The following is a 20,385-nucleotide window of genomic DNA, read 5'->3' on the forward strand; positions in this document are numbered from 1 at the left end:
TGTCAGGCGTCCCGGGGCCTGTGTGTGGGCCACGGTGTTCCGCGCTGCCCGTGCCCGGCCTGCCCCGGTCATCCGGTAACGGCGGGCCCGAGCGGCACGTGCCGGTCGGGCGCACTCGGAGGTATCGTCCGAAACGACTCCCCGGCGAGGCATCGAGCCATTGCCATGGAAGCGCTCCCATGCAAGAATCGGCGAACGCGGTTCAGAGAGCCACACCGTGCAGGCAGGGGAGTCGAGGGCACCCGGTTTCACCGGGCGACGCACCCGCCGCCGATCGACCGGCCGACGCATCGGCCGGGCACCACCACCACCATCGCCCGTCCGGGTCGGGCGCCCCCAAAGAATCCCGTTGGCGCCGACGGCCGTCCGTGCAGGACGCCCATCGGGCCGTCCCGCCGGGCCGTACCTGGGCCCGGTCTCGCCCAAGGAGATCAGTGGCATGAATGTGTGGAGAAGGCTAACCGGCCCACGCCGGGCCCTCGCGCTCGCCGGCGCGGGTGCCCTGGTCGCCGGTGGGCTCGTAACGATTCCGGTTACCGCGGCGCAGGCCGCGACGCAGTGCGACATCGCGTACACGAGCAACGACTGGCCCGGCGGTTTCACCGCGAGCGTCACCATCAAGAACGTCGGCGACCCGCTGAACGGCTGGACGCTGGGCTGGACCTTCGCCAACTCCAGCCAGCGGGTGCAGCAGGGCTGGTCGGCCACGTTCACCCAGTCCGGCAGCCAGGTCACCGCCCGGAGCCTGTCCTACAACGGCACCCTGGCCACCGGTGCGTCGACGAGCATCGGCTTCAACGGCGCGTGGAGCGGCAGCAACCCGAAGCCGACCTCGTTCACCCTGAACGGTGTGGTCTGCAACGGTGGCACCACGCCGCCGACTAACCCGCCGACCGATCCGCCGACCGATCCGCCGACCGACCCGCCGACCGACCCGCCGACCGATCCGCCGACCACGACGCCTCCCGGCGTCAAGGTCGACAACCCGTACGCCGGGGTGCGCGGGTACGTGAACCCGGAGTGGAAGGCCAAGGCGGACGCCGAGGCCGGCGGAAGCCGGGTCTCCAACAACCCCACCGCCGTCTGGCTGGACCGGATCGCAGCGATCAACGGCACGCCGGACAGCAGCTCCAACGGCGCCTTCGGAGTGCGGGACCACCTGGACGAGGCGCTGCGTCAGGGCGCCGGTTACATCCAGTTCGTGATCTACAACCTGCCCGGCCGGGACTGCTCGGCGCTCGCCTCCAACGGCGAGCTGGGCCCGGACGAACTGCCGAAGTACAAGTCCCAGTACATCGACCCGATCGCCGCGATCCAGGGTGAGTCGAAGTACAGCAGCCTGCGGATCATCAACATCATCGAGATCGACTCCCTGCCGAACCTGGTCACCAACACGTCCGATCAGGCCGGCGGCACCGTCATGTGCGACACGGTCAAGGCCAACGGCGCGTACGTCAACGGTGTCGGCTACGCCCTCGCCAAGCTGGGCGCGATCGGCAACGTCTACAACTACATCGACGCCGGCCACCACGGTTGGCTCGGTTGGGACTCCAACTTCGTCCCGACCTCCAACATCCTGAAGACCGCCGCTGTCGCCTCCGGCAGCACTGTCAACAACGTGCACGGGTTCATCACCAACACCGCGAACTACTCGGCGCTGCAGGAGCCGTACTTCAAGGTCACCGACAACGTGAACGGCCAGACCGTGCGGCAGTCCAAGTGGGTCGACTGGAACTTCTACGTCGACGAGTTGTCCTTCGCCCAGGCGTTCCGCAACCAGCTGGTCTCGGTGGGCTTCAACTCCAACATCGGCATGCTGATCGACACGTCCCGCAACGGTTGGGGTGGCTCTGCCCGGCCCACCGGCCCGGGCGCGACGACCAGCGTGGACACGTACGTCAACGGGGGCCGCATCGACCGCCGGGCCCACCTCGGCAACTGGTGCAACCAGGCCGGTGCCGGTCTCGGCGAGCGGCCGCGGGCGAACCCGGCCACGGGTATCGACGCCTACGTCTGGGTGAAGCCGCCGGGTGAGTCGGACGGCTCCAGCAAGGAGATCCCGAACAACGAGGGCAAGGGCTTCGACCGGATGTGCGACCCGACGTACGGCGGCAACGCCCGCAACGGCAACAACCCGTCCGGGGCGCTGGCCAACGCACCGATCTCCGGTGCCTGGTTCTCCGCCCAGTTCCAGGAGCTCATGCGCAACGCCTACCCGGCGCTCTGATCGGGTAGCCCACGCACCAACCCGCTGCCAGTGGTTGGTGAGGCACTGTTGGCAGCAGGTTCCCCCCGGGTCCCCGGCTCGACCGTCACAGGTCGGGCCGGGGACCCCCCCTTGCCCCCGATCAGGGCACTGTGCGTTCGATCGCCGCCCGGCCCTGCTCGGCCAGGTCACGGCGGGCCTTCTCCAGGTTTTCCGGTGTCAGATCCTGCCCGCGGGCCATCACCAGGTCCTCCGGCTCCCACTGCTGCTCGCCACCGGTGCGGATGTTGTCCCCGCCAGCGCCGGTGCCCGTCCCGGTCGCCCCGGTGCCGGCGGCGTACGGATCGCCGATCAGCTCGTCGGTGTCGGGTGCGAGGTCGTCCGGTCGGCTGCGGGGTTCGGCGAAGCCCGGAGTGTCCCGGTCCGGGCCACCTCCGGTCCGCAACTGCGGCACGGTGGCGTCATCGTCCACCGCCGAGGCCACCTCGGGGCTGTCCTCCAACGGCGGTTGGCGATCGCGATCGGTCATGGTGCTGCCTCCTGTGTCCGACACGGTGCCTGATTTCCCCCACGTACCCCTTCGTGCCGCGCTCATGCCGCACGGCCCGGCGGTCCGGCCGGGCCGTGCGCATGCCGTGCGGTCAGGCGGTCAGGCGTCCGGCTGCTGCTCGTTCGGGGCCGGCGCTTCCGCCGGGCGCCACCACTGCCAAAGCAGCATGAGCAGCCCGAACACGAGCATCACCAGCCCGGCCCACAGGTTGATCCGTACGCCCTCGGCCTTGTCGATCTCGGCCCGGCTGTCGAAGATGCCGATCAGCGTCACGATGACCCCGTACGCGACGAAGAGGCCACCGATCACCCGGCGGATGTCGAACAGCCGGGCCGCGGCCGAGCGCCGCTGCTCCGCCTGCGCCTCGTCGATCAGCGGGTCCTGTGCCGGCTGGCCATCGTTACTCATCTGCCGACCCCTTTCCTTAGAAGACCGGGATGTAGAACAGGGCGGCCAGCGCGACCGCGATCAGACCGAGCAGCACCGGGGAGCGGTACCAGGCGGCGTCCCCGGCGAGCACGTCGCCCTTCAGGTCGACGCCGCCCATGCCGTACACCAACCCGCGCAGCTCCTCGTCCCGCTTGGGCGAGGTGAGCGGAGTGACGATCGCGGCGACCACCACCGCCGTGACGAACGCCAGACCGGCGCCCCAGAAGCTCTCCTCCAGGTCGGAGTTGAAATCGATCACCCCGCCCTTGTAGAGCAGGTAGAGGCTCAGCGACACCAGGGTGCCCAGCAGCAGCGACCAGAAGCCGGCCAGCGCGCTCATCCGCTTCCAGAACATGCCGATGATGAAGGTGGCGAACAGCGGCGCGTTGAAGACGGAGAAGAGCGCCTGGATGTAGTTCATGATGTTGCTGAACCCGGCCGCGATGAACGCGGTGCCGATCCCGATGACCACTGCGGCGACAGTCGCCCACCGGCCGACCCGCAGGTAGTAGTCGTCCGACCGGTCACGGCGGATGTACGCCTGCCAGATGTCGTAAGTGAAGACGGTGTTGAAGCCGCTCACGTTGGCCGCCATGCCGGCCATGAACGAGGCGAGCAGGCCGGTGACCGCCACCCCGAGCACGCCGTTGGGGAGCAGGTCGCGCATCAGCAGCGGGATGGCGTTGTTGTACTGCAGGTCGCCGCTCTCCGCGCCGAGGCCCTTCACGGTGACCAGGGCCACCAGGCCAGGGATGACAGTGACCAGGGGGATGAACAGCTTCGGGTACGCGGCGATGATCGGCGTACGCCGGGCGGCGCTCATGTTCTTGGCCGACAGGGCCCGCTGCACCTCGGCGAAGTTCGTGGTCCAGTAGCCGAACGACAGCACGAAGCCGAGGCCGAAGACGATGCCGATCCAGTGCGCGCCCAGCGGGTTCGCGGTGCTGCCGGTGTCCTGCCAGGCGTGCAGCCCGGCCTCGCCGAGTTTGGTGTCGCCGACCGCGTCCATCAGGCCGTTCCACCCGCCGACCTTGACCAGGCCGATCACCGTGACCGGGATGAGGCCGGCCAGAATGACGAAGAACTGGAGCACCTCGTTGTAGATCGCCCCGGACAGGCCGCCGATGGTGATGTACGCCAGCACGATCGCCGCGCCGACCACGATCGCCGTCCAGAGCGGCCAGCCGAGCAGCGCCTGCATGACGAGGGCCAGCGCGTACAGGTTCACGCCGGCGATCAGCACCTGGGCGACGGCGAAGCTGATCGCGTTGAGCAGGTGGGTGGGGCGGTTGAACCGCAGCCGCAGGTACTCCGGCACACTGCGGACCTTGGAGCCGTAGTAGAAGGGCATCATCACGATGCCCAGGAAAACCATCGCCGGGACCGCGCCGATCCAGTAGTAGTGGACCGTCATGACGCCGTACTGGGCCCCGTTGGCGGCCATTCCGATGATCTCCAACGCGCCCAGGTTCGCCGAGACGAAGGCGAGACCGGTCACCCAGGCCGGCAGGGAGCGGCCGGAGAGAAAGAAGTCGACGCTGGTCCGGATGGCCCGGCGCGCGGCGAAGCCGACCCCGAGGACCGTGACGAAGTACAGCGCCAGGATCAGGTAGTCCAGGCCGTTCATGTTGAGCCGAAGACCGTCGCCGTCCATCCCGTCACCCCTCGTCCCGACGTCCACGCTGGTTGGTTCGCGCGCGCCCTATTACCCCGTCCGCGCGATTTCACTCCCGAAGGTGTCGGGACTGCCGTGTTCGGGCCCTTCGGGCGGTCTGGCGGGCTCGGCGACGATCGGCACGCAAGCTGGCGCCCCGGCCGTTTCGGCCGGGGCGCCAGTGTTGGTCGGGTGGACTCAGCGACCGAGTACGCGGTCCAGGAAGTCCCGGTAGTTGCGGACCGCCATCCGCAGTTGCTCGGTGTCGGCGGAGCCGGCGTCCTGCCACCCGCCCAGCGTGTTCTTCTGGGCGGCCAGCGCCGAGGAGAGGGCCTGAATGGCCTCCTGCACCAGCGACTGCGCCTCGCCGGCAGCAGCCTGCGGGTCGTCGACGAAACGCAGCTGCACGTCCCGCCAGCGGTCCCGGAAGCCCTGTGCGGTGTCCGCGTCGAGGAGCGTGGCCGGCTCGGCCGCTACTGTCGACCCGGCGGGTCGGGACGTTCCGGCGGACTCCAGCGTGGGGCTGGTGTCGTCGCCGGGGACCGGTTCGCCGTCCGCGTCCGGGTCGACCATCTCCGGGGTCGCGCTGCCGTAGCCGGCCGCGCCCGCCGCGGCGGCGTCCCGGTCGCCGGTCAGATCGACGCGCCGCTCGGGGTCGCCGTCAGTGCTCCCCGGGGGGATGACGGTCCGCGCGGACGTGTCAGCGTCGGCGCTGTCGTCGAGGTCGGTGCGGCCGTCGACGTCCGCGCTGTCGTCGACGTCCGCGTCGCGCCGGTGCAGCTCCGCTGTCGGGTCGGCGCGCAGACCCTCCCGCTCACCATCCTCGGCGCCGTCGCCCGGCTGGGCGGTCCGCTCGGCCCGGGGGTCCGGCTGATCCTGCGGACGCGGGCTGGCCAGCGCGGAGGCGGCCACCGCGTCGGCCACAGTGGTCGCGCCGAACGTCGTGGGCAGCGGCCCCGGCTCGTGGAAACCGCCCTCGTCGGTGGACCGGTCGTCGCGCCGGTGGCGCGGGTCGGAGTCGTCGGTCAGCTCGTCGTCGGCCCTGTCGTACGCGGCGTCCCGGTCGGTGTCGTCGGCGTCGTACGCGGCGTCCCGGTCGGTGTCGTCGGCCCGCTCGTGGGCGGCGGCCTGGTCGTCGAAGGTGCCCCGGTCGTCGAGGGCGTCCTCCGGCACGTCGGAGCGGCCGGCCCGGTCGCCGGCCGGGGGCACCGGCACGGGCGCGGACCGGACTGCCTCCGGGTGGTCGTTGCTCACCTGCTGCTCTTCCTGGCGCATCGGTGGCCTCCTCAGCGGCTCGTGGCGTCGTGGTCCGGGTGGTGGCGCTGTTCGGGCGTGTGGTGGCCGACCGGCTCCTCGCCCAGCAGGTCGGCGAAGAGTGCGCGGTAGTGCACGACCGCCTGCCGCAGCTCCTCGGTGTTGGCCTCGCCCCGGGAGTTGCGCAGATGGATCTCGTGCGCGTCCCGGTAGTTGGTCAGGGTGCGGGCGTGCTCGACGGAGAGGTGGGCGATCTGGTCGGAGAAGTCACCGGTCGGGTAGCCCTGCTCCTCGATGAGCCGGGTGACCAGTTCGTCAGCGTCACCCACTGTCTCGCCGGGGGAGTCGATGAAGCGGACCTGGAGTTCCTCCCAGGCGGCGGCGTACCGGGCCCGGGACTCCGGGGTGAGTGGGGTGAGCGTGAGCTCGGCATGCCGGCGTTCCCGGTCGCGCAGTTCGCGCTCCGCGGCGGAGCGGCTGTCCTGTTCCGCCACCACCCGGTCGTACTCCGGTCCGAACCGGTTGCGCAGGGCCCGGCGGTTGTTGAGCGAGCGGGCGGCCACGGCCAGCACCGCGACGATCACCAGCACGACGAGCACGATGACGACTATCTGCGTGGGCGACATGGGCTCCTCCTTCGTCATCTGCTATTCCCTCCACGCAGTGATCGCCAATCCCGATCCGAGACACTTTCCTGACGAGGGGCGCAACTACTCACCGGGCAAAACCTGATTCATCCCCGAAGAGGCGCTTGGGCGGTGACGACACGGGCGGTAGTGAAACAGCCTCCGATTACGTATCCTGCCCAAGGCGCCCGCGCCGGTGCCCGGCGACGCGGCCGGGCGCGCAACCGGCAGGCGCGGTGCCCGGCGGTGCCGGCACCCCTCCTGCCACCCTGTACGGGCGAGGTCTGATGAAAACCCGCGACTGGCCGATCCGCTCGAAGCTGACCGCGTTGGTCGTAGCGCCGGTGACCGCGCTCCTGGCGCTGTGGATCTTCGCAACCACGCTGACCTTCGGCCCCGCCCTGAACCTGCTCTCCGCCCGCACCCTGCTGTACGACCTGGGCCGCCCCGGCGAGACAGTGGTCACCGAGCTGCAACGGGAGCGCCGACTCTCGGCGGTGCAGCTCGCCGGCAGTAGCGAGCTGCCCGCCCTCGCCGAGCAGCGCGGACGCACCGATCGGGCGGTCGCCGAGCTGCGCCGCCGGGTGGACGGGGAACCGCTGCGCGACGCCGCTGACGACCTGCTGGAAACGCGGGTCGACCAGTTGGTCAACGCCCTGGCGGCGTTACCCGACGGGCGGAGGTTCATCGACGAGCGCAAGGTGGACCGGGCCGGCGCGATCGGCCTGTACAGCGGCATGGTCACCGCGGCCTTCCAGGCGTTCGCCGGCATGGCGACCCTGACCGACCCGGACATCAACCGGCAGGCCCTGGCGCTCACCGCGCTGGGTCGTTCCCGGGAGCTGCTCGGCCAGAGCGACGCGCTGCTGGCCGGCGCGCTGACCGCCGGACGGTTCGCCGAGGGGGAGCACACCCAGCTCGTGCAGGCCATCGGCAACCAACGGTGGCTCACCGAGAGCGCCGTGGCCGACCTGCCCGAGAGCAGCCGGGTCGCGTACCAACGGCTGACCGAGGGCGAGGCGTTCACCAGGCTGCGCAGCATGCAGGACGCGCTTGTCGTACCCAACCGGTCCGGTCGGCCGACGGTCGACGCGGCGGCCTGGCAGGCCAGCCAGGACGCGGTGCAGCAGCAGTTGCGGGACTTCGAACTGTCCGAGGCCGACGCGCTGACCGACCGTTCGGTGCCGATGGCGGTCCGGATTTTGGTGCGGCTGGCCGCCGCCGGCGTGCTCGGGCTCGTCGCGGTGGTGGTCTCGGTGCTGGTGGCGCTGCGGGTCGGCCGCACCCTGGTCCGGCGGCTCAGCGGCGTCCGCACCGCCGCGCTGGAGCTGGCCGAGCACCGGCTGCCCGACGTGGTGGCCCGACTGCGCCGTGGCGAGCAGGTCGACGTCGCCCGGGAGGCACCGCCGCTGGAGTACGGCCACGACGAGATCGGCGAGGTCGGGCGGGCCTTCACCGAGGTGCAGCGCACCGCCGTCCAGGCCGCGGTGGACGAGGTAACCCTGCGTCGCGGGCTCAACGAGGTCTTCCTCAACATCGCCCGCCGCAGCCAGAGCCTGGTGCACCGCCAGTTGCACCTGCTGGACCGGATGGAGCGGCGTAGCGAGGACCCGGACGAGCTCGCCGAGCTGTTCCAGGTCGACCACCTGGCCACCCGGCTGCGCCGGCACGCCGAGGATCTGGTCATCCTCGCCGGCTCCGCGCCCGGCCGGGGTTGGCGGAACCCGGTGGCGATGGTCGACCTGATCCGCGGCGCGATCTCCGAGGTCGAGGCGTACGAGCGGGTGGACGTCAAGGCCGTGCAGCCGGCCGGCGTGCTGGGGCGGTCGGTCGGCGACATCATCCATCTGCTCGCCGAGCTGGTCGAGAACGCCACCGCCTTCTCCCCGCCGGACACCCGGGTGACAGTCACCGGGGCGCAGGTGGCCAACGGGTACGTCCTGGAGATCACCGACCAGGGGCTGGGCATGTCCGACGCGGCACTGGAGAGCGCAAACACCCGACTGGCCAGCTCGCCCGAGTTCGACCCGGCGCAGAGCGCCCGACTCGGCCTGTTCGTGGTGGCCCGGCTGGCGGCCCGGCACGGCGTACGAGTGGGGTTGCGCCCATCCGGGGAGGGTGGTGTGACCGCCGTGGCGCTGATCCCCGGCGACCTGGTCACCACCGAGCCGCCGGCCGGCCCCGACCCCGCCACGCTCGGTGCCGCGTCCGCCGACCCGAGCCGGCGGCTGGCCCGGACGCAGCGCCGGGGCACCGTCACCCGCCCCCGTACCCGACCGCCGACGGCCCCGTCCGCCAGCACGGCCCCGCCCGCCCCACCCACCGGAGCGCCGACCTCGGCCGTCGCGCCTGCCAACGGGCGCGACGAGGGGTCGGCGACCCCCGACGAGCCGGACGACGAGCTGGATGGCCTGCCCCGCCGGGTGCGACGTCGTACCCCGGCGGCGGCCCAGCCCCGGTCGACAGTCACCGACACGCCGTCGCCCCGCTCGCCCGAGGAGGTCCGTCAGGTGATGGCGGCGCTCCAGGCCGGCACGGCGCGCGGACGTGCCACCGCCATCACCCCGGCGGCGCCAACCGGCCCGGCCGCGCCAACCAGCCCGCCAGCGCCAACCGACCCGCCGACGACGACCCCCGAACCCCCGACCGTGACTGAGAGGGACGCCTAGTGCGGCATTCGACGAAGCAGAGCGCCGGCCTGGACTGGTTGCTCGACGAACTGGTGCAACGGGTACCGGCCGCCCGCGAGGCGGTGGTGCTCTCCGCCGACGGCCTGCTGCTCGGTTGCTCGGCCGAGCTGGAGCGCGCCGACGCCGAGCACCTCTGTGCGCTCGCCGCCGGCTTCTCCAGCCTCGCCCGAGGCGCCAGCCGGCACGTGGACGGCGGCCCGGTCCGGCAGACAGTGGTGGAGATGGAGGCGGCGTACCTCTTCGTCACCGCCGCCGGGCAGGGTGCCTGCCTGGCAGTGGTGAGCGACGCCGACGCGGACATCGGGCTGGTCGCGTACGAGATGGCGATGCTGGTGATCCGGGTGGGGGAGAGCCTTGCCGCGCCGGCCCGATCGGCAGCGGGTGCCGGAGATGCGGACTGAGCCGCCCGGGCCGCAGCACGAGTGGCTGGACGGTGAAGCCGGCCCGGTGATGCGCCCGTACACGCTCACCGGAGGCCGGGTACGCTCCGCCGTCGACGATTTCAACCTTGTCGCGTTCGTGCTGGCTGGTTCGAACGTCGACGCGACGAGCCAGTCGCAGCTGCCGCCGGAGCATCGACGGTTGGTCACGTTGGCCCACCGGCCGGTGTCGGTGGCCGAACTCGCAGCCGAGCTGGACCTCGCGGTCGGCGTGGTCCGGGTACTGCTCGGTGATCTCCTCGCCGAGGGCCTGGTAGCGGTGCACGAGCCGCCGCCCGCCGGCATCCTTCCCGACGACGACATCCTCAAGGCGGTGGTCAGTGGACTCCGTGCGCTATGACCAGGTGGGCACCAGCACCACCATCCCGCTGGCCCTGAAGATCCTCATCGCGGGAGGCTTCGGGGCTGGCAAGACGACATTGGTGAGCGCCCTGAGCGAGGTCCGTCCGTTGCAGACCGAGGAGGTGCTCACCGGTGCCGGGATCGGCACCGACGACATCTCCGGCGTGGAGGGCAAGTCCACCACCACCGTGGCGATGGACTTCGGCCGGATCACCATCAACGACGACCTTCAGGTCTACCTGTTCGGCACGCCGGGCCAGGACCGGTTCTGGTTCCTCTGGGACGAGCTGGCCTTCGGCGCGCTCGGCGCGGTGGTGCTCGCCGACACCCGACGGTTGGCCGACTGCTTCCCCTCCATCGACTACTTCGAGCAGCGGGGAATCCCGTTCGTGGTGGGCGTGAACTGTTTCGACGACTCCCGCCGGTTCAACCTGGAGACCGTACGCCGAGCGCTCGACCTGGACCCGGACGTGCCGATGGTGCTCTGCGACGCCCGGGACCGGCAGTCCGGAAAGATGGTGTTGATCTCTCTGGTGGAGCACGTCGCCCGACAGCGCGGCGAGCCGGTGCCGGCGGCCTGAGATCCCTGCCGGAAAGCCGGTTAACGGACGGGCAACGCGGGCAGCCTCTGGTTGGATCGACGAAGGATGCCGGCAGAGGAGTTGGGCGTGAGCGGTAGTGGTGAGGTCGTCCACATCGGGGGTTACACAGCGCAGAGCGGCGGGCGGGGCAGCGGCATCGTCGCCGCTCGTCGCGACCCGAGGACCGGGGCGCTGACCCCGCTCGGCACTGTGGCCCTCACCCCGTCCCCCTCCTTCCTGGCGCGGCATCCCACCCAGCCGGTGCTCTACGCGGTCAACGAGCTGACGGACGGCGAGATCAGCGCCTGGCAGGTCGGGGCGGACGGCGCGCTGGACCCGCTCGGCAGTCGGTCGACCGGCGGGGCCGAGCCCTGCCACCTGGCGGTGCTGCCCGGCGGGAGTCACCTGCTGGCGGCCAACTACGGCGGCGGCAGCATCGCGGTCTTCCCGCTCGACCCGCAGGGCGTGCCGGGCGAGCGCACCGACCTGGTGGTGCACGAGGGGCACGGCCCCGACCCGGAGCGCCAGGACCACGCCCACGCCCACATGGTCTCGCCCGGGGCGGGCCACGGGCCGATCTTCGGTGTGGATCTCGGCACCGACTCGGTCTACCGGTACGACCTGGACGAGGCGACCGGTCGACTGGTGCCGCGTGGCCCCCGGATGCACACGAAGCCCGGCAGCGGCCCCCGGCACCTGGCCCGGCACCCCGACGGACGGCGCTGCTACCTCGTCGGTGAGCTGGACGCCTCGGTCACCGCCTACGAGTTGACCGACGACGGCGCGTTGCACCAGCGCGGGCGGGTCGAGGCGAGCGAGCGCGCCGGCCACGTCCAGCCGTCGGAGGTCGCTGTCGCCCCGGACGGCCGGTTCCTCTACGTCGCCAACCGTGGGGTGGGGACCGTGGCGGTCTTCGCCCTGGTTGGAGAGCTGCCCGAGCTGGTGGCCGAAGTGGACACCGGCGGGGAGTGGCCCCGGCACTTCGCCCTCATCGGGGAGCACCTCTACGTCGCCGACGAGCGGGCGGACATGGTGCGGGTGTTCCGTCGCGACGCCGACACCGGTGTCCTGGAGGCGGTCGGCGAGCCGGTGCCGGTGCCGAGCCCGACGTGCGTACTCGCCTGAACGATGACTTAGAGAAGTGAGGGCGATACTGATTTGGCAACGCCGTGAGGCTGCCCCATCACTCTGTGTTGCAAAAAAGTGGTCAACTGTTTCTCCTCCGTAACTTTAGTCCGAACGGATGTGGCAGAGACGGCACCTAGTACGCAAGATGGTCACCGTGTCAGCAGGCCGCCATCGCATGCGTTCGAAACTCCACCTAGCCGCCGCCGCCGCAACGGCGGGGGTGCTCGTCGTGACGACGGGCGCGTGGTTCGGCTACCAGGAGTTGATTCAGCCCAGCTGCTCGGGAGAGATCCGACTCGCCGTGGCGGTCGCCTCCGAACTCGCGCCAGCGGTGGACGCCGCCGCGTCCCAGTGGGTCAAGGATGGCGCGGCGGTGGGCCCGACCTGCATCCGCGTCGACGTGTCCGCGTCCGACCCGGTCGACGTGGCGGCCGTGGTGGCGGCCAAGCACGGTGCTGTGCTGGCCGGTGTGGGGCAGGCCAGTGGCACCGCCGTCAGCCCGGACGTCTGGGTGCCCGACTCCTCGACCTGGCTGCTGCGGTTGAAGAAGGATGCGACGGCGTTCGCACCGACCAACGGCCAGTCCATCGCGCGCAGCCCGATCGTCGTCGCGATGCCCGAGCCGATCGCCACCCGGCTGGGCTGGCCGGACAGGAAGTTCAACTGGACCGACCTGCTCAAGCAGGTGAACAACACCAGCGCGCCGCTGCGGACCGGGATCGTCGAGCCGACCCGCGACGCGGCGGGTCTGTCCGGTCTGCTCTCGCTGACCGCCGCCGCGAACGGCGCCGGCGGCGACGCCCAGCGCAACACGGTCGGCGCGCTCCGCGCACTGGCCACCGGGCGATCCTCGCTCCGCAACGACCTGCTGGCCCGCTTCCCCACCGCCAACGACTCGACGTCCATCGCCAGCGGTCTCGGCGCGGCGGCCCTGTCCGAAGAGGACGTGATCGCGTACAACAGCAAGAAGCCGCCGGTGCCGCTCGCCGCGCTCTACATGGAGCCGGCGCCGATGCCGCTGGACTACCCGTACGCGGTGCTGCCCGGCATCGAGCCGAGCAAGGCGTCGGCGGCCAAGGTGCTGTTCGAGCTGCTCACCAGCCCGACCTTCCGTAACCGGCTCGCCGCGCAGTCGCTGCGCGCGCCGGACGGCAACTGGGGTGAGGGATTCAAGGCGCCGCAGGGTGCTCCGAGCCCGTCCGGCGGCGCGCCGACCGCACCGGCGAACGGCGGCACCGCGGCGGGTGGCCTCGACCCGGCCGCCATCCAGCGGGTCGTCTCCAGTTGGTCGATCGCCACGCAGTCCGGTCGGATGCTCGCCGTCATCGATGTATCCGGCTCGATGAAGGACCCGGTGCCCAGCGCCAACAACCGCAGCCGGGAGGAGGTCACCGTCGACGCGGCTCGTCGCGGCCTCGGCCTCTTCGACGACTCCTGGTCGATCGGCCTGTGGACCTTCTCCACCAAGCTCGTCGGCAACCGGGACTACCGGGAGCTGGTCCCGATCGGGCCGCTCTCCGGCCAGCGGGCCCAGTTGGAGGGCGCGCTCGCCACCGTGAAGCCGTCCAGCGGCGACACCGGCCTCTACGACACCATGCTGGCGGCGTACCAGGCCGTGCAGGAAAACTGGCAGCCCGGCCGGGTCAACTCGATAGTGCTGTTCACCGACGGCAAGAACGAGGACGACAACGGCCTCAACCAGCAGCAGTTGCTCGGCAAGCTCAAGCAGATCGCCGACCCGGAGCGGCCGGTCCAGGTCATCATGATCGGTATCGGCGAGGGCGTCAGCAAGGCGGAGCTGGAGTCGATCACCAAGGTGACCGGTGGCGACGTCTTCGTCACGAAGGACCCGAGCGAGATCGGCAGCATCTTCCTCAGCGCCATCGCACGGCGTCCGCCAGCGCCGCGCTGATCCGACGCTCAGACGTCAAGGGGCCTGCCGTACCGTCGATTCGGTGTGGCAGGCCCCTTTTCGGTCACGAGGTTGTTGAAGAAAAGTGACGGCAATACGTCGGAAGCAATCGGCAGTCATAGTTGTCAAGGCAGGATGTCGACTGTTCCGGCATGGTCGGTCCGCCTCCGGTCCGAGCCGTCGGCCGGGGCCATCCTGTACAGAGTGGGAGGGCCGGTGAGCGTGGCGACACTGTTGACCCCCGCCACGTCGGCGGAGCCGGACGGTGCACGCGCCGGGTTCGTGGCGCGCGCCGACGAACGGTCCTACGTCCGCGTTCTGGTGGTGCTGGACACCACCATCCTCATCATCGCGCTGCTGATCGGGTACGTCGCCCGTTTCGGTGACGACGAGCCGACCGGGTCGGAGATCCCGTACGTACTGGTCGCCCCCGGGTTGGTGCTGGCCTGGCTGATCTCGCTCAAGGCGCTCGGCTGCTACGACGACCGGGTGATCGGCTACGGCGCGGACGAGTACCGGCGGGTCAGCTCCGCCAGCCTGCGGCTGGCCGGGGCGATCGCCATCATCGGCTACATCGCCGACGTCGGCGTCTCCCGGGGCTTCCTGGGCATCTCCTTCGCGGTGGGCACCGTCGGGCTGGAGGTGGCGCGGTTCGCCGCCCGCAAGCGGCTGCACCGGGCCCGCTCGCTGGGCGCCGGCTGGTCCCGCAAGGTGCTGGTGGTCGGTGACACCGCCCACGTGTTGGAGTTGGTCCACACGCTGCGCCGTGAGCCGTACGCCGGCTACCAGGTGGTGGGCGCCTGCATCCCGGACGCGCTGCTCGCGCCGGTGGCGCAGCGGCTGGGTGACGTGCCGGTGGTGGGGTCGTTCCGGGGCATCCCGGAGGCCGCCACAGCGATCGGCGCGGACACTGTCGCGGTGACCGCCTCCGGTGAGCTGACCGCGACCCGGCTGCGCCGCCTCGGCTGGCAGTTGGAGGGGACCGGCATCGATCTGGTGGTGGCACCCGCGCTGACCGACGTCGCCGGCCCGCGCATCCACACCCGCCCGGTCGCCGGCCTGCCGCTGATCCACGTCGAGGCGCCCGAGTTCCGCGGCGTCCGCAAGCTGGTGAAGGGTCTCGTCGACCGGTCCGTCTCGTCGCTGGCGCTGGCGGTGCTGTTGCCGCTGATCGCGTTCATCGCGCTGGCCATCAAACTGGACAGCCGGGGCCCGGTGCTGTTCCGACAGGTCCGGGTCGGCCGGGGCGGGCAGGAGTTCGGCGTGTTCAAGTTCCGCACCATGGTGGTGAACGCGGACGCGCTGTTGGCCGAGCTGACAGCGCGCAACGAGACCGACGGCCTGATGTTCAAGATGCGCCACGACCCCCGGGTCACCCGCGTCGGCCGGCTGCTGCGCAAATGGTCACTGGACGAGCTGCCGCAGCTGGTCAACGTGCTGCTGGGGCAGATGAGCCTGGTCGGGCCCCGCCCGCCGCTGCCCTCGGAGGTGGCCCGCTACGACGGCGACGTGGCCCGGCGGCTGCTGGTCAAGCCCGGCATGACCGGCCTGTGGCAGGTCAGTGGCCGCTCCGACCTGAGCTGGGAGGACGGCATCCGGCTCGACCTGTACTACGTGGAGAACTGGTCCCTCGCCGCCGACCTCACCATTCTCTGGAAGACCTTCGGCGCGGTGCTCAACGGCCGCGGCGCGTACTGACCACCGCGCTCACGCCTGCGGGCCGGTCCAGTCCAGGCAGACGACCACCGCGTCGTCGACCAGGTCACCGGCCACGAACGCGCGCAGATCACCGATCAGCGACCGGACGGCGTCCAGGGGTGCCATCGGCCCGGTCCGCCGCAGGAACCGATCCAGTGCCGTCTCGCCGTAGCGCACGTGCTGACCGGTGGCCTCCACCACCCCGTCGCTGACCACGAAGACCCGGTCGCCGTGCTCCAGCGGGAACTTCTGCTCGTGGTAGTCGGTCGCCTCGAACATGCCCAGCGGGAACTGCGCCTCCAGCGGTTGCTCGGCGACGTCGCCGTCGCGGAGCAGGACCAGCCGGGGCGAACCGGCGTCCACCACTGTCATCATCCCGGAGCGCAGGTCCAGCTCCATCAGCAACGCGGAGAGGTGCTGTTCGCCCCGGTACAGGTCGTAGATGGCCTGATCGGCGAGGGCGGCCTGGTCGGCCAGGCTCAGCCCGGCCCGACGCGCGTTGCGCAGGGCGTGGGTGGCCAGCGAGGTGAGCAGGGAGGCGGCCACGCCCTCACCGGTGCCGTTGATGGTGGACAGCCAGAGCCGTTCCCCGTCGTCGGACCAGTCGAAGCTGTCGCCGCGCACCGCGTACGCCGGCTCCAACTGCCCGGCCAGGCTGAACGAGGGGCGGATCCGGCTGCGGCCGGGGAGCAGGTCCCACTGCATCTCGGCGGCCAGGGTGAGGCGTTGGGCGCGCCGGGCCGCCCGATAGACGTCGGTGCCGGCGGAGACCGCCGCCACCTCGTGGGCGAGCGCGGTGGCGATGTCGGCCAGGTCGGCGACGAGCTCCCGGTCGTCCGAAACGGGCGAGAGGCACAGCACACCTCGACGCTCGCCACGCATGGTGACCGGGAACCAGGCGGTGCCGTCGATCAGTATCGGCGACTGGTGGTCGAAGGCGCGCCAGGCCGGGTGCCCGGGGCTCGTGATCGAGTCACCGTCGGTGAGTGGCAGGAGCTCCGCGAGTCGGTAGTCGACCTGATAGAGCTCGACGTCGGTGATCCCGTACGACTGGGCGAGCACGTCCCCGATACCACCGACGAGCCGGTCGGCTGGTGTCTCGTTCAGGGCACGTCGTGCCCGATTGACCGGTTCGCTCATCGTCACTCCCTCGCTGAAAGCTCGACTACCAGTGGGTTCGGAGTACTCTCGGGCCACCATGGCCGAACTGAACCGTCCGACGGACCCTGAGACGAGTATGGCTGCCGCGCTGGACGTGGCGGCCGCTGCCCTGCTGGGCATCTGGGAATCCGCCCGGGAGGGGACCGCCAGCCGAGTGTCCGGTGCCCAGTTACGGGCGGTGATGGTGGTGGAGCAGTTCGACGGGATCAACCTGCGTCGGCTCGCCAGCCGACTCGACATGCTGCTCAGCTCCGCCAGCCGTCTCTGCGACCGGCTGGTCGCCGCCGGCATGCTGGAGCGTGAGCCGGGCCGCTTCGACCGGCGGGAGATCTCGCTGCATCTCACCCCGGAGGCCCGCCGGCTCGTCGCCGAGCTGCGGGCCGACCGCCAGGCGCAACTCGCCGCCGTGTTGGCCGGGATGAGCAGCGAGGGCCGCGATGCGCTGCTGATCGGGATGCGGGAATTCGACGAAGCCGCCCGTCGCCAGCAGGCGCAGAACGCACCGACGCCGGGTGAGCCGACGGGCCAGGGGGACTGGCCGGACGACCCGGACGACCGGCCCGGTGGGCGGTCGGGGGACTGGTCGGTCGATTCGGACCGGCAGACCCGAGCGGGGTGGACGGGTTCGTCGGGCGGTCCGGAACGATCGGTAGGCGCCGCCCGGGAATGGCCGGCCGGCGAGCCGCCGGTGGCGCGTACCGCCTGATCAAGTCGGCCGAGCCGCCGCCCGTCGGTCATGCCGGCGCGGACGCGCCCACGGCCAGCATGGCGACGTCGTCGTGGGCCTGCCCGCCCAGCCAGTCGTCGACAGCGCGGAGCACCCGGTCGATCAGCGCCGCCGGTGATCGCCCGGCCGCCGACGCGAGCGCGGCCCGCAGCCGGGCCTCGCCGAACATCGCCGCGTCGCGCGGGCCGCGCGCCTCGGTCACCCCGTCGGTGTACGCGAGCAGCAGATCGCCCGGGTCGAGGTGCACCCGGGTCTCGGCGAACCGTGCGGCTGTCAGCGCCCCCACCGGCATGCCACCGACCGGGACCGGGGTGACAGTGCCGTCGGCGGTGACCAGCAGTGGTGCCGGGTGCCCCCCGCCGGCGATCCGAACGTCCAGCCCGGCCGGCCCTCGGTCCACCGAACCGAGCAGCACCGTGGTGAACTGGTTGCGGCGTGCCGCGTCCGGCGCGTCGAACAGCGCCTGGTTGAGCAGGTGGATCAGCTCCAGCGGGCGTTGCTCGACGAACCGCAGCGTCTGCAACGACTGGCGGACCCGGCCGGTCAGCACCGCCGCGCCCACGCCCTTGCCGCAGACGTCGCCGAGCGCGAACAGGGCGCCGCGCGGGTGCGGGAACACCTCGTAGAAGTCGCCGCCGATGCGCAGGGTGTCGCCCGCTGCCCGGTAGCCGCCGGCCATGCTCACTCCGGGAACGACGGGCAGCTCGGGCGGGAGCAGACTGGTTTGCAGCACCCGGGCCAGGTGGGCCTGCTCACCGTGCAGGTCGGCGGTCGCCAGTGCGGCACCCGCACGGGCGGCGAACTCCCGGGCCAGCTCCACGTCGCGTGGGTCGAAGCCGGGCCGCCCGGGGCGACGGATGAGCAGCAGCGCACCGGCCGACCCGCTGGCGCTGAGCAGCGGGCTGGCCAGCACCGTGCCCGGGGGGCCGAACTCGGGCGGCAGCAGGTCGGCCAGGTCGGTGAGCGCGGCCTCCGGCCAGGGGCCCGGCTCGGCCCGGTCGCCGGCGAGCGCTTCGGCCAGTACGGTCACCGGGCTGGCCAGCGTGGGGCTGGTCAGCCCGGTGACCGGGGCGGGTTCGCCGTCGGCGTACCGGATCCATCGGGGGTGCGGTTCGGCCGGCGCTGTCGGCCGGGGTAGCGCCACGGCGACGTCGGCCAGGTAGGGAACGGCGAGCGTGGTGGTGGCCAGGAGGACCTGATCCCGGTGCAGGGCCAGCGCCAGCCGACTGCCGGCCTGGGCGAGGAACGCGGTGCGGGAGCGTTCGGCGAGCAGGGCGGCGGCGCGGGCGTGCTCGTCGGTGACGTCGCGGACATACCACGCCCACCGGGAGCCGGCGAGCTGCCGTCGGACGCCGCGCAGTCGCCGGCCGTGATGGTCGGCGTCGAAGCGGTCAGCGCCGCTGGCGACCGCCCGGGCCAGGGCTGTCACCGAGCAGCCGGCCAGCTCGGTGCCGGCGTCGATCTCCGGGATCAGCTCGGCCGCCATGGCGTTGACCAGTGTGACCCGACCGGTCCCGTCCGTTGTCAGCACGGCCTCGGCGAGCCCGTCGAGCAGCTCCCGGGCCAGCAGTTCGTCGGCCGGCAACGACGCGTCGCCGGGTTGCTGGGTCGTGGTCACCGCCGGACGCCGGCTCGCGTCTGACGACGTGTGCGCATGCTGCTTCTCGACTCCTCACCGGGGATCGTTGCCTGAGGGCAAGGATACCGATTCCCCCGAGGGCGCCGCACGGCGTGGAGTGGCGATCAGCCGGAGCGGGCCAGCCAGCCGGCAGGCTGGGCGACGATCCGACGGGCCACCGAGCCGGCAGCGCCTACCGCGGCGGCCTCCGCGCCGAGCGTCGACGGGCGGACCGTGACCGGCGACCAGGCCGCGGTGAGCACCCGGGCACCGATCTCGGCGAGGACCGGAGGGCACAGCCAGGGCGCGAGCGCCGCGTAACCGCCACCGAGCACGACGGTGTCCAGGTCGAGCAGGTTGACGACGCTGGCCACCGCGACGCCGAGCGCCGTTCCGGCGTCGTGCAGCGCCCGCAGCGCGTCGGCGTCGCCGGCCTCGGCCAACTCGGCCAACCGGGCCGTCGCGGTGTCTGCGGGAAGCTCCGCCCGGACCAGCCCGGCGGCGGCCACGATCGCCTCCTGACCGGCGTACTGCTCCAGGCAGCCCTGCCCGCCGCAGCGGCACGGACGGCCGTCGGGGCGCACCGGAAGGTGCCCGATCTCGCCGCTCCACCCGCGTACGCCGCGAAACAGCGCGCCGTCCAGCACGATGCCGGCGCCGATGCCGACCTCTCCGGAGATGTGCAGGAAGCTGGACGGGCCGGGTGGCTGGGAGTGCAGCTCGCCGAGCGCGGCGAGGTTGGCTTCGTTGTCCACCACCAGTGCGGGGACGCCGGGCACCTGCTCGATCAGCGGAGGGTGCTCGGCGAGCAGCGCGGGCACCGGCACGTCGCGCCAGCCGAGGTTCGGCGCGAGCCGGACCAGCCCGGCGTCGTCCACCAGGCCGGGCACCGCGAGCGCGGCCCCGACCAGGGTGAGGCCACGGCGGGCAGCGTCCTCGCGGGCCGCCCCGGCCATCTCGACCAGGCGGGCCAGGGCGTCGGCGGGAGCCACCGGGCGCAGATCGGCCCGGTGCACGGTGCGGTGCCGGACCTGGCCGACGAGGTCCACCACGCAGACTGCCAGGTAGTCCACGTTGACCTCCAGACCGAGCCCGGCCGGTCCCTGATCGGCCAGGACCAGCCCGCGCGCCGGGCGGCCGGCACCCGAGCGGGGTGCGGGGTCGGACTCACTGACCAGTCGGCCGGCGAGCAGGTCCTCGACGACAGCGGAGACCGTGGCTCTGGTCAGGCCGGTCGCGGTCGCCAGGTCGGCCCGGGAGGGCGGTCGGTCGGCCGTGGCGATCCGGCCGAGGACCAGGGCGAGGTTGAGCTCGCGCAGGCTGCCCTGACGGACTGCGCCGGCCGGGGCGTGGGTGAGGCTCACCCCTT

17 protein-coding genes are annotated in these 20,385 nt (G+C 71.8%); 9 read left to right on the top strand and 8 right to left on the bottom strand.

Annotation, left to right across the window (positions count from 1 at the left end; genetic code table 11):
• Positions 1-439: 439 nt before the first annotated feature.
• Positions 440-2,227 (top strand): glycoside hydrolase family 6 protein, encoded by a 1,788-nt coding sequence (locus AB0B94_RS19830; RefSeq protein WP_357281853.1) that lies wholly within the window; start codon positions 440-442, stop codon positions 2,225-2,227.
• Positions 2,228-2,348: 121 nt separating this feature from the next.
• Here AB0B94_RS19830 and AB0B94_RS19835 read toward each other — a convergent pair whose 3' ends face one another.
• From AB0B94_RS19835 to AB0B94_RS19855, 5 genes are all read right to left on the bottom strand, one after another.
• On the bottom strand, positions 2,349-2,735 hold the full coding sequence (locus tag AB0B94_RS19835) for a hypothetical protein (RefSeq protein ID WP_238670492.1): 387 nt from the start codon (positions 2,733-2,735) through the stop codon (positions 2,349-2,351).
• A gap of 120 nt (positions 2,736-2,855) precedes the next feature.
• Positions 2,856-3,164 (bottom strand): hypothetical protein, encoded by a 309-nt coding sequence (locus AB0B94_RS19840; RefSeq protein WP_357281856.1) that lies wholly within the window; start codon positions 3,162-3,164, stop codon positions 2,856-2,858.
• Positions 3,165-3,180: 16 nt separating this feature from the next.
• Complete coding sequence (locus AB0B94_RS19845; RefSeq protein WP_357281858.1) at positions 3,181-4,839, bottom strand: sodium:solute symporter family protein; 1,659 nt, start codon at positions 4,837-4,839, stop codon at positions 3,181-3,183.
• A gap of 198 nt (positions 4,840-5,037) precedes the next feature.
• The gene (locus AB0B94_RS19850; protein WP_357281861.1) at positions 5,038-6,114 is read right to left on the bottom strand and encodes a hypothetical protein; all 1,077 of its coding nucleotides are present in this window, start codon (positions 6,112-6,114) and stop codon (positions 5,038-5,040) included.
• Between the two features lie 11 nt (positions 6,115-6,125).
• Positions 6,126-6,719 carry a hypothetical protein gene (locus AB0B94_RS19855; RefSeq protein ID WP_238670584.1) on the bottom strand — a complete coding sequence of 198 codons (594 nt, stop codon included), beginning with the start codon at positions 6,717-6,719 and terminating at the stop codon, positions 6,126-6,128.
• Positions 6,720-7,006: 287 nt separating this feature from the next.
• Between AB0B94_RS19855 and AB0B94_RS19860 the strand changes: the two genes are divergently transcribed.
• The 7 genes from AB0B94_RS19860 to AB0B94_RS19890 all read left to right on the top strand — a co-directional run bounded on the left by AB0B94_RS19860 (position 7,007) and on the right by AB0B94_RS19890 (position 15,510).
• Positions 7,007-9,388 carry a nitrate- and nitrite sensing domain-containing protein gene (locus tag AB0B94_RS19860; RefSeq protein ID WP_357281865.1) on the top strand — a complete coding sequence of 794 codons (2,382 nt, stop codon included), beginning with the start codon at positions 7,007-7,009 and terminating at the stop codon, positions 9,386-9,388.
• The gene (locus AB0B94_RS19865; RefSeq protein ID WP_357281867.1) at positions 9,388-9,810 is read left to right on the top strand and encodes a roadblock/LC7 domain-containing protein; all 423 of its coding nucleotides are present in this window, start codon (positions 9,388-9,390) and stop codon (positions 9,808-9,810) included. Before AB0B94_RS19860 ends, AB0B94_RS19865 begins: the two co-directional genes overlap by 1 nt.
• The gene (locus AB0B94_RS19870) at positions 9,800-10,189 is read left to right on the top strand and encodes a DUF742 domain-containing protein (protein WP_357281870.1); all 390 of its coding nucleotides are present in this window, start codon (positions 9,800-9,802) and stop codon (positions 10,187-10,189) included. Before AB0B94_RS19865 ends, AB0B94_RS19870 begins: the two co-directional genes overlap by 11 nt.
• Positions 10,170-10,772 (top strand): ATP/GTP-binding protein, encoded by a 603-nt coding sequence (locus tag AB0B94_RS19875; RefSeq protein ID WP_091405745.1) that lies wholly within the window; start codon positions 10,170-10,172, stop codon positions 10,770-10,772. Before AB0B94_RS19870 ends, AB0B94_RS19875 begins: the two co-directional genes overlap by 20 nt.
• Before the next feature lie 87 nt (positions 10,773-10,859).
• Positions 10,860-11,897 carry a lactonase family protein gene (locus AB0B94_RS19880; RefSeq protein ID WP_357281872.1) on the top strand — a complete coding sequence of 346 codons (1,038 nt, stop codon included), beginning with the start codon at positions 10,860-10,862 and terminating at the stop codon, positions 11,895-11,897.
• A gap of 157 nt (positions 11,898-12,054) precedes the next feature.
• On the top strand, positions 12,055-13,812 hold the full coding sequence (locus AB0B94_RS19885; protein WP_357281875.1) for a substrate-binding domain-containing protein: 1,758 nt from the start codon (positions 12,055-12,057) through the stop codon (positions 13,810-13,812).
• A gap of 282 nt (positions 13,813-14,094) precedes the next feature.
• Positions 14,095-15,510 (top strand): sugar transferase, encoded by a 1,416-nt coding sequence (locus AB0B94_RS19890; protein ID WP_238670583.1) that lies wholly within the window; start codon positions 14,095-14,097, stop codon positions 15,508-15,510.
• 9 nt (positions 15,511-15,519) lie between these two features.
• On the opposite strand, the gene AB0B94_RS19895 is transcribed toward AB0B94_RS19890, so the two are convergent.
• Positions 15,520-16,650 carry a PP2C family protein-serine/threonine phosphatase gene (locus AB0B94_RS19895; RefSeq protein WP_357281877.1) on the bottom strand — a complete coding sequence of 377 codons (1,131 nt, stop codon included), beginning with the start codon at positions 16,648-16,650 and terminating at the stop codon, positions 15,520-15,522.
• Positions 16,651-16,708: 58 nt separating this feature from the next.
• Between AB0B94_RS19895 and AB0B94_RS19900 the strand changes: the two genes are divergently transcribed.
• Positions 16,709-17,377, top strand: a complete 669-nt coding sequence (locus AB0B94_RS19900) for a MarR family transcriptional regulator (RefSeq protein WP_357281880.1) — start codon at positions 16,709-16,711, stop codon at positions 17,375-17,377.
• A gap of 28 nt (positions 17,378-17,405) precedes the next feature.
• Here the strand turns inward: AB0B94_RS19900 and AB0B94_RS19905 are convergent, their stop codons facing one another.
• Positions 17,406-19,016 (bottom strand): PP2C family protein-serine/threonine phosphatase, encoded by a 1,611-nt coding sequence (locus AB0B94_RS19905; protein WP_357281883.1) that lies wholly within the window; start codon positions 19,014-19,016, stop codon positions 17,406-17,408.
• 125 nt (positions 19,017-19,141) lie between these two features.
• The gene (locus AB0B94_RS19910; protein WP_357281885.1) at positions 19,142-20,380 is read right to left on the bottom strand and encodes an ROK family transcriptional regulator; all 1,239 of its coding nucleotides are present in this window, start codon (positions 20,378-20,380) and stop codon (positions 19,142-19,144) included.
• Between the last annotated feature and the right edge of the window lie 5 nt (positions 20,381-20,385).

This window comes from Micromonospora sp. NPDC048986 (assembly GCF_040649335.1).
Taxonomy (GTDB): Bacteria; Actinomycetota; Actinomycetes; order Mycobacteriales; family Micromonosporaceae; genus Micromonospora; species Micromonospora alfalfae.

What these genes read in the sequence shown, in the direction of transcription:
- AB0B94_RS19830 (WP_357281853.1), top strand. Translation starts at nt 440, where the DNA reads ATGAATGTGTGGAGAAGGCTAACCGGCCCACGCCGGGCCCTCGCGCTC.
- AB0B94_RS19835 (WP_238670492.1), bottom strand. Translation starts at nt 2,735, where the DNA reads ATGACCGATCGCGATCGCCAACCGCCGTTGGAGGACAGCCCCGAGGTG.
- AB0B94_RS19840 (WP_357281856.1), bottom strand. Translation starts at nt 3,164, where the DNA reads ATGAGTAACGATGGCCAGCCGGCACAGGACCCGCTGATCGACGAGGCG.
- AB0B94_RS19845 (WP_357281858.1), bottom strand. Translation starts at nt 4,839, where the DNA reads ATGGACGGCGACGGTCTTCGGCTCAACATGAACGGCCTGGACTACCTG.
- AB0B94_RS19850 (WP_357281861.1), bottom strand. Translation starts at nt 6,114, where the DNA reads ATGCGCCAGGAAGAGCAGCAGGTGAGCAACGACCACCCGGAGGCAGTC.
- AB0B94_RS19855 (WP_238670584.1), bottom strand. Translation starts at nt 6,719, where the DNA reads ATGTCGCCCACGCAGATAGTCGTCATCGTGCTCGTCGTGCTGGTGATC.
- AB0B94_RS19860 (WP_357281865.1), top strand. Translation starts at nt 7,007, where the DNA reads ATGAAAACCCGCGACTGGCCGATCCGCTCGAAGCTGACCGCGTTGGTC.
- AB0B94_RS19870 (WP_357281870.1), top strand. Translation starts at nt 9,800, where the DNA reads ATGCGGACTGAGCCGCCCGGGCCGCAGCACGAGTGGCTGGACGGTGAA.
- AB0B94_RS19895 (WP_357281877.1), bottom strand. Translation starts at nt 16,650, where the DNA reads ATGAGCGAACCGGTCAATCGGGCACGACGTGCCCTGAACGAGACACCA.
- AB0B94_RS19900 (WP_357281880.1), top strand. Translation starts at nt 16,709, where the DNA reads ATGGCCGAACTGAACCGTCCGACGGACCCTGAGACGAGTATGGCTGCC.